The sequence below is a fragment of the Acinetobacter sp. GSS19 genome, from assembly GCF_028621895.1.
Classification (GTDB): Bacteria; Pseudomonadota; Gammaproteobacteria; order Pseudomonadales; family Moraxellaceae; genus Acinetobacter.
In genome coordinates, this window is record NZ_CP117520.1 from 1,477,265 (window position 1) to 1,489,962 (window position 12,698).

The 12,698-nt window shown below is 41.2% G+C and carries 13 protein-coding genes and 1 tRNA gene; 3 read left to right on the forward strand and 11 right to left on the reverse strand.

Annotation, left to right across the window (positions count from 1 at the left end; genetic code table 11):
* Nucleotides 1-265: 265 nt before the first annotated feature.
* The 4 genes from PGW99_RS07115 to PGW99_RS07130 all read right to left on the reverse strand — a co-directional run bounded on the left by PGW99_RS07115 (nt 266) and on the right by PGW99_RS07130 (nt 2,357).
* Nucleotides 266-475: a cold-shock protein gene (locus PGW99_RS07115; RefSeq protein WP_273776892.1), complete on the reverse strand. Its 210-nt coding sequence runs from the start codon at nt 473-475 to the stop codon at nt 266-268.
* 202 nt (nt 476-677) lie between these two features.
* Entirely contained in the window at nt 678-896 is a 219-nt protein-coding gene (locus tag PGW99_RS07120; RefSeq protein ID WP_442784372.1) for a transposase, read from the reverse strand.
* Between the two features lie 162 nt (nt 897-1,058).
* Nucleotides 1,059-1,135: transfer RNA gene (locus tag PGW99_RS07125), tRNA-Met, on the reverse strand.
* Between the two features lie 439 nt (nt 1,136-1,574).
* Nucleotides 1,575-2,357: a M48 family metallopeptidase gene (locus tag PGW99_RS07130; RefSeq protein WP_273776894.1), complete on the reverse strand. Its 783-nt coding sequence runs from the start codon at nt 2,355-2,357 to the stop codon at nt 1,575-1,577.
* 610 nt (nt 2,358-2,967) lie between these two features.
* On the opposite strand from PGW99_RS07130, the gene PGW99_RS07135 reads away from it, so the two are divergent.
* Nucleotides 2,968-5,550, forward strand: coding sequence for a bifunctional diguanylate cyclase/phosphodiesterase (locus PGW99_RS07135; protein WP_273776896.1), 2,583 nt, complete (start codon nt 2,968-2,970; stop codon nt 5,548-5,550).
* A gap of 447 nt (nt 5,551-5,997) precedes the next feature.
* Nucleotides 5,998-6,873 (forward strand): SAM-dependent methyltransferase TehB, encoded by an 876-nt coding sequence (gene tehB, locus PGW99_RS07140; RefSeq protein ID WP_273776898.1) that lies wholly within the window; start codon nt 5,998-6,000, stop codon nt 6,871-6,873.
* Nucleotides 6,874-7,228: 355 nt separating this feature from the next.
* Here tehB and arsH read toward each other — a convergent pair whose 3' ends face one another.
* From arsH to PGW99_RS07160, 4 genes are read right to left on the reverse strand one after another with little or no spacing between them, the layout of a single operon-like run.
* Nucleotides 7,229-7,933, reverse strand: a complete 705-nt coding sequence (arsH, locus tag PGW99_RS07145) for an arsenical resistance protein ArsH (RefSeq protein WP_273776899.1) — start codon at nt 7,931-7,933, stop codon at nt 7,229-7,231.
* A gap of 20 nt (nt 7,934-7,953) precedes the next feature.
* Complete coding sequence (gene arsB, locus PGW99_RS07150; protein WP_273776901.1) at nt 7,954-8,988, reverse strand: ACR3 family arsenite efflux transporter; 1,035 nt, start codon at nt 8,986-8,988, stop codon at nt 7,954-7,956.
* Nucleotides 8,989-8,999: 11 nt separating this feature from the next.
* Nucleotides 9,000-9,470, reverse strand: a complete 471-nt coding sequence (locus tag PGW99_RS07155; protein ID WP_273776903.1) for an arsenate reductase ArsC — start codon at nt 9,468-9,470, stop codon at nt 9,000-9,002.
* 6 nt (nt 9,471-9,476) lie between these two features.
* Nucleotides 9,477-9,797, reverse strand: coding sequence for a metalloregulator ArsR/SmtB family transcription factor (locus PGW99_RS07160; protein WP_273779463.1), 321 nt, complete (start codon nt 9,795-9,797; stop codon nt 9,477-9,479).
* A 182-nt stretch (nt 9,798-9,979) separates the two neighbouring features.
* Here PGW99_RS07160 and PGW99_RS07165 point away from each other — a divergent pair, with 182 nt between their 5' ends.
* Nucleotides 9,980-10,435, forward strand: coding sequence for a universal stress protein (locus tag PGW99_RS07165; protein WP_273776905.1), 456 nt, complete (start codon nt 9,980-9,982; stop codon nt 10,433-10,435).
* Nucleotides 10,436-10,510: 75 nt separating this feature from the next.
* Here PGW99_RS07165 and PGW99_RS07170 read toward each other — a convergent pair whose 3' ends face one another.
* From PGW99_RS07170 to arsC, 3 genes are all read right to left on the reverse strand, one after another.
* Nucleotides 10,511-10,750: a thioredoxin family protein gene (locus PGW99_RS07170; RefSeq protein ID WP_273776906.1), complete on the reverse strand. Its 240-nt coding sequence runs from the start codon at nt 10,748-10,750 to the stop codon at nt 10,511-10,513.
* A gap of 17 nt (nt 10,751-10,767) precedes the next feature.
* Nucleotides 10,768-11,787: a permease gene (locus PGW99_RS07175; RefSeq protein WP_273776908.1), complete on the reverse strand. Its 1,020-nt coding sequence runs from the start codon at nt 11,785-11,787 to the stop codon at nt 10,768-10,770.
* Nucleotides 11,788-12,084: 297 nt separating this feature from the next.
* Complete coding sequence (gene arsC, locus PGW99_RS07180) at nt 12,085-12,519, reverse strand: arsenate reductase (glutaredoxin) (protein WP_273776910.1); 435 nt, start codon at nt 12,517-12,519, stop codon at nt 12,085-12,087.
* Between the last annotated feature and the right edge of the window lie 179 nt (nt 12,520-12,698).

Genomic DNA, 12,698 nt, shown 5'->3' on the forward strand with positions numbered 1-12,698 from the left:
ATAATATTATCAAATAAAATCACATTTTATAATCTATTCTCATGAGTATTAAGCCTTTTATTTTATTTGAAATTTAATCTCATTTCTGTATAAAAACACAGGATTATGCTATGTATGGATGATTACACTTTTACTATTGCATGCATGAGATCAGCCAAAAAGCTGCAAAAGATTCACAATTCTCAAGCGACAAAAAACCCTCTTGTAAGAGGGTTTTTTTATCAAACGTATTTTAAACGTTTAGAGCCGCTTGGCTGATATCAGATTAAAGTACTGAAATTGCGCTAGCTTGCGCACCTTTTTTACCATTTACAATGGCAAATTGGACACGTTGACCTTCATAAAGAACTTTGAAACCATTGCTGGCGATTTCGCTATAGTGTGCAAAAACGTCTTCGCCTGAGTCAGCTTGAATAAAACCAAAACCTTTAGTTTCATTAAACCATTTAACGGTACCGGTTACTGTATTTGACATAGTATTTATCCTATTTTTAAAAAATTTTTCGTTGGATTGTTCCAACCATGAACCTAAAACAATACTTTTTGCAACGAAGAATCTGATAAAACGAAGGATTGAAAAAAAACTACGAAATGAAAAGATTGGCGATAACAAGCGTATTATTTTTTTAGTTAGAATTCACTATACAGGTTTCTTCTGTATAAGCAATATAAATTTTTCAATTAACCCGGTAGAGCTGATTAAATTCAGCATAAAAGCTCTTACCATCTAGATTAAAATGAATGGTTTCACCGGATTCAAGTTCAATTAATTTTCCGACCTCAACCCATAAGGTTCCGGTCATAGAATTTTGTTGTCTTTTTAAGGGTATGATTTTCACATTAATTTGATTGCCATTACGAGCCGTAGCAAGATGCCATTCATTTAAAATTTTCAATATATAGACTCAATCAATGAGCTTATGTGACTTAACAAAGGTATTAAAATCAATAAATTTAAATAATATTTTTACTGAGCTTAGGATTATTATCAAGCGTATTGTTTTCATGAAATACATAGATCATGAAGAAATATTGAGGAATCACAGTAAGCAGGAATTTGGATGCGGGGGTTGGATTTGAACCAACGACCTTCGGGTTATGAGCCCGACGAGCTACCAGACTGCTCCACCCCGCAATGGTGAGATAGCGTTATACGCCCTTTACGGAGGTAAAGCAAATCGTTTTCAAATTTATTTTAAAAATATATTTTTTATTTCTACGTTTAACTAAAAAGATTCCTAATATATTCATCTTAACTTATTAAAAGACCTCATCTTAATTGCTTTTCTAACAACTTGATTTATAAAATTAAAAACAAAAAAGAGATTTATAAAAATTTAATAAAATTTACTTTTTTTAATTTTTTACATTTAATTAATACACTTAAACCTATTAATAAACCCAAAAAATACAGTCAATTTAATTTTAAAAAGGACTTTTCATATTGTTGAAAATAGAAAAATCTATGCGATTGTATTAGATAAGGATTATTAAATAAACAATCCCTATGCATTAAAGAACTTGTAAATTTTTTCTAAAACTATCTGTACTTAAAATCTCTCTAGATGAATGACTTAGGATACAGAAACTGGCGTTGCAGAAATGGATGAATTTCTCGTATTGAGTGAATCACGTAATGCTTCCATCTTGATCACATATTGTTGAATACGCTTCAGGCGTTCTTCATATTGTGGATGTGAACTCAACAAAGGGGGGGTCGCACTCGCTCTCTCAGATTTTTTCATTAATGCTTCCGTACGCCGAATCAGTTGATCGGTTTTTTGCCAAAAACTAATTGCTGAAGCTGGCTCATACCCTGCACGTGTCATAATTTCCAGACCTAACTGATCCGCTTCCAATTCGAGATTCCGGTTATGCCCGGTAAAAGTTCCCAGGTTCAGAATTGAGGCCTTTTCACGGCCATGTTGCCGCACAATATGCGCCATTTCATGGGCAATTAAAGTGGCGAGTTCATCATCGGTAAAGGTTGGATCAATAATAAATGAGGTACTCACCACAATCTGTCCACTCGCCACCGAAACAGCATTTGGATAATTATTTAGATTTGCATTGATTTGCCAATCAATTTTTCTTTTCCCACTCATCATCGCTTCTGCGTATGGAATGAGAACCTGCATGATTTCGGTTAATCGGCTATTAGTAATATAGGTATGATTGGCTTTGGCCTCACGCGCATATTGCTCATAGCGGCTTTGAGCCGCACTTTCGACTACAGATTGCGGAACAAACATCAACTGTTTACGATTTACACCTGAATTAGTCTGTGTGGTACTGACACACGCTGTCAGACTGAGCATTGCAGATACAGAGAGCATCAAGAATGACTTTTGAATCATGCGGTTTTCCTGAAGGGAGAATCTGAGTAAACATGCGGAGAAATGTGTAAAGCATCGGCGATCGATGAAGGACTGAAGACGTTTAACTCTTCATTCAACCCGAATTGAAAGCGCCATAAGTTTCTTATGAATCACACAAGAAATAAAGTTATTTTTGAGATAAAACTTTTATGTTTGATCTTGCGGTTTAACATAAAAATAACACTGACAAAAAAATCAGAAAAAGAATTTAAAAATCAAAATTCTAATTTGAATAGATGCTCATTAGAATGATCCAAAAATAGGTTTTCTAATTTAAAATGCCTACTACTCTGTGAATTCCACTACTAATCTATTTCACAAATAAATCGATATCCAATTGAATAAAAAAGATTTATCCAAATAAATTAAGCTAAAATATCTACTCAGTTTGCTCGATTCACTCACTTAGCTAATCCAATGATTCAAATACCTTCCAAAAAATCGAACCGTAAAGCCGTAGCGGGATTTTGAGTTTAAATACTCTGGAATTAAAATCCTCATAAGGTGATGATATTTTAAACATCACAAGCATTATCCTGCTAAAATAATATTTATAAAGGGTCGATTTTTATCATATTAGGGATGCTGAATGTTTGATAAAAACAATGAACTAGATACCTTACTTATTCTGGATTTACTCGGTCAAAAGGCAGATTTGACAGTCGTGCTGGATATGGTGACGAATTGGCTAGAAAGCCTGATCCCTGATGCCTTGGTTTCGGTAATGTTGTATTCAGAAGAAGAGCAGCACCTTAACCTGATCAGTGGCGGACAACATTTCTCTGCTCTTTATAAAGACGCCATAAAAGATTTAAAAATCGGCCCGCAAATAGGAGCATGTGGTGCCGCTGCCTTTGAGCGTAAAATGGTGATCTGTGAAAATCTAGCAACCGATCCAAATTGGCAACCTTATCAGGAATTGATCCAGCGAGACAATATTGCCGCCTGCTGGTCGGTTCCCATTATCAATGCTCAAGGCGTCTTGTACGGCACATTTGCAACTTATTATCGTCATCCTAAACCACCGACCGATTTTCATATCAAGCTGTTGCAACGTGCAGCCTCTCTCGTGGCTCTCGGGATGGACCTGCATGATGAGCGTCGGCAAAAAATCGCAATGCACGAGAAATACCGTTCATTCTTTGATCATCATCCGGATGGGGTTTTTGAGCATGACCTGGAAGGCTATATCCGTGATGCCAATATGACCTCAAAGCAAATTAGTGGCTTTGCACTGAAACAAATCTATGGTCTGCATTATTCACAAGTGATTCTGCCTGAATATTTACAGACTGCAAAAGCGGCTTTTGAGCGTGCTGTAGCGGGTGATATCCAGCGCATCGAAATTCAGGCCTATCGGGAATCGGGGCAAAGCTACTGGATTGATTTAACCTATTTGCCGATTTTCAATGATCAAAAGATTGTCGGGGTTTTTGGTGTGGTTCGAGACATCAGCCAGCGCCGTATGACGGAAGAGTATTTACGCCTGTTGAAACGTGGTGTTGATGCAAACCCACATGGCATTATCATCACGGAAGCAACTGAAGATAACCCAATTGTGTACGTCAATCCGGCCTTTACCCAGATTACCGGTTATACAGAAGAAGAAACTCTAGGACGCAACTGCCGTTTTCTACAGGGACCTGAAACAGATCAGGTGATTGTGCAGCATATTCAACAGGCTATTACCGAACGACGTGAAATTAAAACCCTGTTAAAAAATTATCGCAAAGACGGTAGCTGGTTTTGGAACCAGCTGATCCTGAGTCCGGTTCTCGATGAGCAAGGTATTTGTACGCACTTTATTAGTATTCAACAAGACATCACGCAACAACGCATTGATGAAGAATATATTAATTATCAACGCACCCATGATTCGTTAACTGGCCTCGCCAACCGTCAAACATTTGAAGAACAGCTTGATCTGGCTTTTCACCTACAACATAACAGCTCTCATCCACTGATCGTGTTATATATTGAGCTGGATGATTTCCGTCCACTGAATGAAAGTTTGGGGTATTTTCTTGGGGATCAGCTGCTTAGATTGATCGCTAAACGTTTACACTCGGTGCTGCAACCCGACGACGTGCTATCACGCTTTGCCGGTGGTGAGTTTGCCCTATTATTAAATAAATCTCGCACACAACAACAGGCAGCTGAAATTGCCGAGGACATTCTGCGCTTGTTAGCAGCACCATTTAATGTAGATGATCATAATATCCATCTCAGTGCCAGTATAGGGATTGCGCTAGATACCAGAAACAATCTGGATTTCCAGGAGCTTCTGCAACATGCGATGCAAGCCATGCACCATGCAAAAAATGAAGGCGGCAATACTTGGGTATGGTATGCAGATCATCGAAAATTGGAGGTAGCTGTGGATTATGCACAGCTACGCCATGAGTTGATGATTGCCCTACAAGAGCAACAATTCCAGCTTTTCTACCAGCCAATCATTGATAGTATCAGCGGACAGATTACAGGGGTCGAAGCCTTGATCCGCTGGCATCATCCCGAACAAGGTCTCATCTCCCCGGCTTTATTTATTCCGCTCGCTGAACGTACCGGGCAAATTATTGCGATCGGGCATTGGGTACTACAGCAGGCCTGCAAAGATATCGTACAGCTGAATCTAGGCAGAACTCGTCCACTCAGTGTTGCTGTCAATATTTCTCCGCTACAATTTAGACGCACAGGTTTCCTCAACGAGCTGCAAGAGGTGCTTGCTGAGCATCAGCTCAACCCAGAGTTACTCAAAATCGAAGTTACCGAAGGGGTTTTGATTATGGGTGCAGAGCGTTCAATTGAACTGTTGAAGTCGATACGTGCTTTGGGAATCAAGGTCGCGATTGATGACTTTGGTACAGGATATTCAAGCCTGAGTTATCTGCGCCAACTGCCAATAGATGAACTCAAACTGGATCGTAGCTTTATTCAGCATTTGGCTGAACATCAAGATGATGCAGCAATTGTCGATGCGATTATCAGTATGGCCAATACTCTTGATTTAACTGTCGTGGCAGAAGGTGTTGAAACTGCTGAACAAGTTGAGTTTTTACAACAGCATCAATGCAAATATTTACAAGGTTTTTATTTTGCCCGACCGGTTTCATTGCAGGATTTGACGGTGATTTTAACCAACCATCGCTTTAATCAGAGTCCAGCTTCTTAATCCTTTAAAAACGGATTAGGTCAATGATCTCGCCTAATCCGACAAATCGACTCCTGAATCATTCAAGAGTGTCATCCTTATGAGAATCGCTCAGGACTGACGCACTCAATAAGAATGGTCACCACGTAAAGTGGGATGAAAATCCTGTAACCGACCCTATAATGCCAAGTAGCACTCGTACGCCCGTGTGCATCACAATTCTGGGAACCGTTGGTTACGACAGGTGTGTTTCCAGTTGTTTTCTGAATAAACCGGTGGAATATGCCCTCTCATACAATGTAATACGGTCTATTTTTAAACACAAAGTTGCTGACTGGTTCAGATTCTGCTATTGACTAGAATGCATGCCAATCATTTCCACTACCACAATTCCGTAGAATTGCTATTTTCAATTCAGCCCAAATGAATGGTTCTACATTTTGCTGACTTCAACCTGGAGAAACGTTGATGGAACACCTCGTCTGCTACAAGCAATTACCAGTCTGGACACATGACACTATCCCTGCGGGTTTCCAGCAAGCGCACAACACCAAAGTAGGGACTTGGGCAAAATTGCAGATTCTGCAAGGTGAAATCCATTTTGCCATGCTAGATGAAAGCGGCACGATCGTTTCAGAACATGTCTTTTCGGTCGCGCATCAACCTCCATTTATTGAGCCACAAGCCTGGCACAAAATTGTTTCGAGCAGTGAAGATGTACGGTGTCAGTTAAGTTTTTACTGTGAGCCAACGGACTATTTTTCCAAAAAATATCAGCTCACTGCAGTCCATTCCGAAATCCGTGAAGCGCTATCGCAACTCCATCCCGCCAAGGCACTGGATGTGGGCTGCGGTACAGGGCGTAATGCGTTGTTTTTAAGTCAACAGGGGTTCGAGGTCGATGCCTGGGATATTAATCCAAAGAGCCTGCAGAAATTGAATGAAATTCTGGATGCGGAACAGGTCTCAAACATTCACACAGCTCTTCGTGATCTGAATCAGAACCCGAATATTTCTACATCGTATGATTTTATCTATTGCACCGTGGTGATGATGTTTTTGCAGCCCGAAACCATTCCTCAACTGATCCAACAAATGCAACAAGCCACTCAGACCAATGGCTTCAATCTGATTGTCTGTGCCATGGATACTCCAGATTATCCTGCACGGCCTGATTTTCCCTTTGCGTTTAAACCAGGTGAATTGAGCAGCTATTATCAAGGCTGGAAGATTTTAAAATACAATGAAAATGTTGGTGAACTGCATCGCACCAATGCAGCCGGGCAACGGATCAAGCAACGATTTGCGACGCTTTTTGCACAGAAAATCACTGCGAATGAATAGTCAAAAGGAAAGTTCCGGCAATTAGAGGAAGGGACTGATGTGCCATTTCTCTCTCTTTTCATGCCAATTGTGCATGGAAAACAAGATGATCCATGTCTAGATCTTTTAGCTAAAATCATCAAAAACATAAAACCTGTATTGGTCAGGACATAGAGATAGCCACTCACCGTTAGACTACCTTCTTACGTCATTTTATTGCTTCAGGCACCTTTAAAATAAAAGCCACCTCATGTTGAGGCGGCTGTTGGACGGTGATGCTGTTGAATATCCAGCTTTAAATCATTTCTATAACAAAAAACAATTCAGCTCATCTGCCTGAACGCGAAATTATCAATATGTTTCCGATGCAGATATATTAGATACTGCGTTGATTCACCCGCCTAGACAATTCTTCAGTGGATTCTTTGCGTTCCGAATAACGGTTGGTCAGGTAGGCACTTTGCCCACGGGTGAGCAAGGTGAACTTATATAGCTCTTCCATCACATCCACAATCCGGTCATAGTACGCTGATGGTTTCATGCGGCCATCTTCCTCAAATTCCAGAAATGCTTTGGGCACAGATGACTGGTTCGGAATCGTGATCATCCGCATCCAGCGGCCGAGGATGCGCATTTGATTGACCGCATTAAACGATTGAGAACCGCCACAGACCTGCATCAGCGCCAAGGTTTTCCCCTGAGTGGCACGGATGGCACCAGCGGCCAGTGGAATCCAGTCAATCTGCGCTTTTAAAATAGAACTCATCGCGCCATGACGCTCGGGTGAAGACCACACCATCCCTTCAGCCCAAGCCAACAGCTCATGTAATTCTTTCACCTTTGGATGGTTCATGTCCGCATCTTCAGGTAACGGCAAACCTTTGGGATGAAAAATTTTCACTTCTGCACCGAAATATTCCAGAATACGTCCCGCTTCCTGAACAGCCAAACGGCTATAAGAGCGTTCACGGTTTGAACCGTACAACAAAAGAATACGCGGCGGGTGTTCGAGTTGCTTGGCTTGTAGCTGTTCAAAGGTGGGTTTTTCCAGCAAATCAAGATCGATATTTGGCAGTGTCATTACTATTTCATCCCAATTTTTTAAGCAAAATACTTTTTCTTCAGCCACAAAGATACACTGACCAAGGAAATCAGCACGGGCACTTCCACTAAAGGACCAATGATGGTGGTAAAGGCAATCGGAGAAGCCAAACCAAACGTGGCGATTGCAACAGCCAAAGCCAGCTCAAAGTTATTGCCCGCAGCCGTAAAGGAAATGGCCGTGGTTTTTGGATAATCGTTCCCCATCCATTTACTCATAAAGAAGCTGACAAAGAACATCAACACAAAGTAAATGGTCAATGGAATCGCGATACGCAATACATCCAAAGGCAAACTCACCACATCAGCGCCTTTCAAGCTAAACATCGCCACAATGGTGAACAATAACGCCAATAAGCTCAGAGGGCCAATTTTTGGCAGGAATTTCGTTTGATACCAATCCAGACCTTTCGCCTTGACCAAAGAAATACGGGTCAAGAAACCCATCAGGAATGGAATACCCAGATAGATCAATACTGCATTGGCAATCGTCCAGAAATCGACATTGATCACATGGCCTTCCACCCCAAAAAACGGTGGTAAATAGGTCAGGAAGAACCAGGCATAACTACTGAAGAACAGAATCTGGAAAATACTGTTAAATGCCACCAGTGCAGCACCATATTGGTTGTCACCGCAAGCCAGACCATTCCAGATCAGCACCATGGCAATACAACGTGCCAAACCGATCAGGATCAGGCCAGTCATATATTCCGGATAATCACTGAGGAAAACGATCGCCAGTACAAACATGAGCACCGGTGCAATCAGCCAGTTTTGTACCAGTGATAAAGCCAAAGTTTTTTTATCGTGAAAAACCTGTGGCAATGTCGCATAGTCCACTTTGGCCAAAGGTGGATACATCATCAGAATCAGACCAATCGCAATCGGCAAATTGACTGAATTCACGCTCATGGCATCCAGTGCTGTTGATGCTTGTGGAAATACCACCCCAATCGCAACACCTAATGCCATGGCCACAAAGATCCATAACGTCAGGTTGCGATCTAAAAAGGATAAACCCTGTTTAGACATGATCTGCTCGATTAAATATGAGAAATTTTATTGATTTCAGCAATGAGCTCCGGACGACTCAATTTTTTTGCATCTAGAGCGAAAAACGCATCTAAACGTTTGTTGATATGATCTACCGTGGTCAAGAACGCCTGTAATTTTTCTTCTTCAGGCAAATCCAAGTGTGAAGGATCCGACAGCCCCCAATGCGCCTTGATGGCTCCACCCAAATATAACGGGCAAGCTTCCTGTGCCGCTGCATCACACACGGTAATCACAACTTCTGGCTCATACTGTTCGCAGGCATCAATGGTTTTGCTGGATAAACCTTCAGTCGATAGACCCAGGTTCTGTAAGGTCTTGATCGTCAAAGGATGAACCTGACCGGAAGGTTTGCTTCCTGCACTGTAAGCCACCCAGCCCTCTGGCGCACGGCTGTTAAATAACACTTCAGAGAGAATGCTGCGGCAACTGTTGCCTGTACATAAAAATAAAAATTTCATGAAAATTTACTCACAATGGCTTTGAACCGACAGAGCCGGAGAATGAACTAAACCGGTGTATTGACTGTGTTTGAGAGCATCTAAAATTTGAAAGCACCACGTCGGCAATTCAGGATTGATGCTGTAATACACCCACTGACTTTGACGGCGATCATTCAACAAACCACAAGCGCGCAATAAAGCCAAATGGCGTGAAATTTTGGGTTGGCTGACTTGCAATTTGTCCGTCAAATCACAGACGCACTGCTCTTTATTTTCTGCAACCAGCATGACAATACTGAGACGTGTTTCATCCGATAAACATTTAAAAAACTGAACGTGGTCCATAGCTGCTCCCATCCTGTTATCCAAATATACACATATCCATATATATAGTAAATGGCTGATCTTAAAATTATCATTGGATACAGAGAAAGCCCCTTCCTAAAGAAGTTGTTTAAAAAATTGTCAGCTGTGGTTCGCTATGTTATGAATAAAGAAAAAATTTCAATGAAAAAAAGGAATAATACATGCCTCATAAACACATTTTAGTACCGATTGACGGTTCTGATCAGGCATTCGCTGCGACCAGACAAGCCGCGATCATGGCTGCCGCCCTAGACAGCAAACTGACGATAATCAGCATTATTGAAGAGAATCCATTTGCCAATACCGATTTTTATTATTTCGGTGCAGATGCCAGTACCATGCAAAGCTTTTTTGATGAAGCTAGTCTGAATGCAAGCCATGCATTGGCCGAGGCACAGAAATTGGCACTCAACGCCGGTGCCTGTGAGGTGGCGACACAACTGATAAAAGCCGAGGTTTTACCCACTGCAATTGTCAACGCAGCACAACAATTACAGGCCGATCTGATTGTGATGGGATCACATGGACGACAAGGTATCCATAAAATCACTTTGGGCAGTGTGGCTGAAGAGGTATTAAAACTAGCCAAACTCCCGGTATTGATTGTCAAACAATAAACCTACGGTTACATCTGCATCATAAAAAACCAGTGGTACTGCCACTGGTTTTTTCATGCCACTGAATGTTCGAGCTTATTTGTTTCTCTCAATGAGTTCTGCAACAGCTTGGGCTTCCAGCACTTTGCCACTCGACACGATTTTATTGTCAATGATCAGACCCGGTGTGCTTAACAGGCCTGTTTCCGCAATCTTGATCATGTCGGTCACATATTCGATGTCTGCCTGTACACCAGTATTTTTCACCGCTTCTTCTGTTGCTGCCAAAAGTGCTTTACATTTACGGCAGCCTGTACCCACCACTTTAATTTGCATATTTTATTCTCCAAACGTTATAAAAACCAGTAACCCAAGGTGTTTAAGCTATAACCAATAATTAAAATCCCCACAAACACAATGCCGACAAATAGACTGAGTAAAGGCAGCTTCACGACTTGTTTGAGTAAAATCAAGGATGGTAAAGATAGTGCAGTGACTGCCATCATAAAGGCCAGCACTGTACCCAAACCTACGCCTTTTGCCACCAGTGCTTCAGCAATCGGCAAAGTGCCAAAAATATCTGCGTACATCGGTATGCCCACAATGGTCGCGATCAATACGGAATACCAGTGTTCCTGACCGAGCAATGCTGTAATCCATTGTTCCGGAATCCAGTTATGAATCGCAGCGCCAATTCCCACCCCGATCAACACATAGAGCCAAACCTTGGTGAAAATTTCCACCACCTGCTCCCAAGCAAAAGCGCGTCGCTCTTGGGCAGTCATGGTGAAATCTTCTTCTCCCTGAATGGCACCATTATGAGTTACAAACTCAGCCACATAGTTTTCCATTTTTAAAAAGCTGATCAATGAACCACCTAGCACTGCCAATACCAAACCAAGCAATACATAGATCATGGCGATTTTCCAGTTAAAAATGCTGGCCAACAAAATAATCGAGGCCAAATCGACTAATGGTGATGAAATCAAAAAAGAAAAAGTCACACCTACTGGAAGCCCGGCACGGGTAAAACCGATAAATAACGGAATGGAAGAACAGGAACAAAACGGCGTAATCGTTCCAAGCAGTGCTCCCATAATATTGGCTTTTAATCCGCTCATTCGCCCTAAAATTTGTCGGGTACGTTCCGGCGGAAAATAACTCTGGATATAAGACAGTGAATAAATCAGTACTGCTAACAGAATAAAAATCTTGCAAACATCATAAATAAAAAAGTGAATACTGCCACCAAGCCGGGTCGCGACAGATAATCCAAAAATATTTTCAACCAGCCAACGTACTCCTTCTGACAGCCACGTCATTTTTAACAGTGCATTGTTCAACCAAGCAAAGAATGCGATCAGGCTCTCCATTTTAATCCCCTTGTCTTGGACGAATCAGTACTTTTACTTCAATATGAATGAAATAGCATGATGGTCAATTTTTATAGCAATTTGTCGATAATACATGACTCTATACTCGAGTTCATGAAGCTACAAAAGAGATCTCATCTTCTCAAACTGAACCTAGACAAGCACTTGTAGACTCATCAATTATGTTTATCCATCAGTGACTTAAATTGAGTATGTAAAATTATACGGCGCAACGTCAATCTATATTTTTTGAATATAAAAAAAGCCCAACCAAGTTGAGCTTTCTTAGGGAGGATTTTATTTTACGCGGTTGCCTTGTTCATCAATAATGACTTCACCATCTTCTTTCACAAAGGCTTTTAACTGTGGTAAAGGCAAAATGTCCAGTACCACTTCCGATGGGCGACACAAGCGTGTGCCCAGATCTGTGACCACCAAGGGACGGTTGATCAGGATCGGATATTCAAGCATCGCATCAATCAGTTTTTCATCGGTCCAGTTGGCATCATCCAGATTCAATTCGGTATAAGGATCCACATTTTTACGTAACACTTCACGCACAGTAAGGCTGGAATCCTGAATCATTTTTACCAGTTTATCTTTTGAAGGTGGCGTCACCAGATATTCAATCACTTCCGGTTCAATCCCCGCATTACGGATCAGCGCGAGTGTATTACGGGAAGTACCACATGCAGGGTTATGATAAATTTGTACTTTTGGCATAGCATCCACAAAAAAGCTTCTTGAACAGATCGTCTTTTATATATGAATATTCATATATACGCAATATAAAATATTAGATCAGCCACTCTTGAATTCGATACTATTCAATCGAAATTAATCCTGAGTTTTCCTCAAGGAAAGCGACTCACTATTCCAGAAAAACATTCTTTTGAATGTCTATCTATCAG

Bases quoted from the DNA above. Each gene is read 5' to 3' on its own strand.
- PGW99_RS07115 (WP_273776892.1), bottom strand. From the start codon at position 475: ATGTCAAATACAGTAACCGGTACCGTTAAATGGTTTAATGAAACTAAA.
- PGW99_RS07130 (WP_273776894.1), bottom strand. From the start codon at position 2,357: ATGATTCAAAAGTCATTCTTGATGCTCTCTGTATCTGCAATGCTCAGT.
- PGW99_RS07135 (WP_273776896.1), top strand. From the start codon at position 2,968: ATGTTTGATAAAAACAATGAACTAGATACCTTACTTATTCTGGATTTA.
- tehB (WP_273776898.1), top strand. From the start codon at position 5,998: ATGGAACACCTCGTCTGCTACAAGCAATTACCAGTCTGGACACATGAC.
- arsH (WP_273776899.1), bottom strand. From the start codon at position 7,933: ATGACACTGCCAAATATCGATCTTGATTTGCTGGAAAAACCCACCTTT.
- arsB (WP_273776901.1), bottom strand. From the start codon at position 8,988: ATGTCTAAACAGGGTTTATCCTTTTTAGATCGCAACCTGACGTTATGG.
- PGW99_RS07155 (WP_273776903.1), bottom strand. From the start codon at position 9,470: ATGAAATTTTTATTTTTATGTACAGGCAACAGTTGCCGCAGCATTCTC.
- PGW99_RS07160 (WP_273779463.1), bottom strand. From the start codon at position 9,797: ATGGACCACGTTCAGTTTTTTAAATGTTTATCGGATGAAACACGTCTC.
- PGW99_RS07165 (WP_273776905.1), top strand. From the start codon at position 9,980: ATGCCTCATAAACACATTTTAGTACCGATTGACGGTTCTGATCAGGCA.
- PGW99_RS07170 (WP_273776906.1), bottom strand. From the start codon at position 10,750: ATGCAAATTAAAGTGGTGGGTACAGGCTGCCGTAAATGTAAAGCACTT.
- PGW99_RS07175 (WP_273776908.1), bottom strand. From the start codon at position 11,787: ATGGAGAGCCTGATCGCATTCTTTGCTTGGTTGAACAATGCACTGTTA.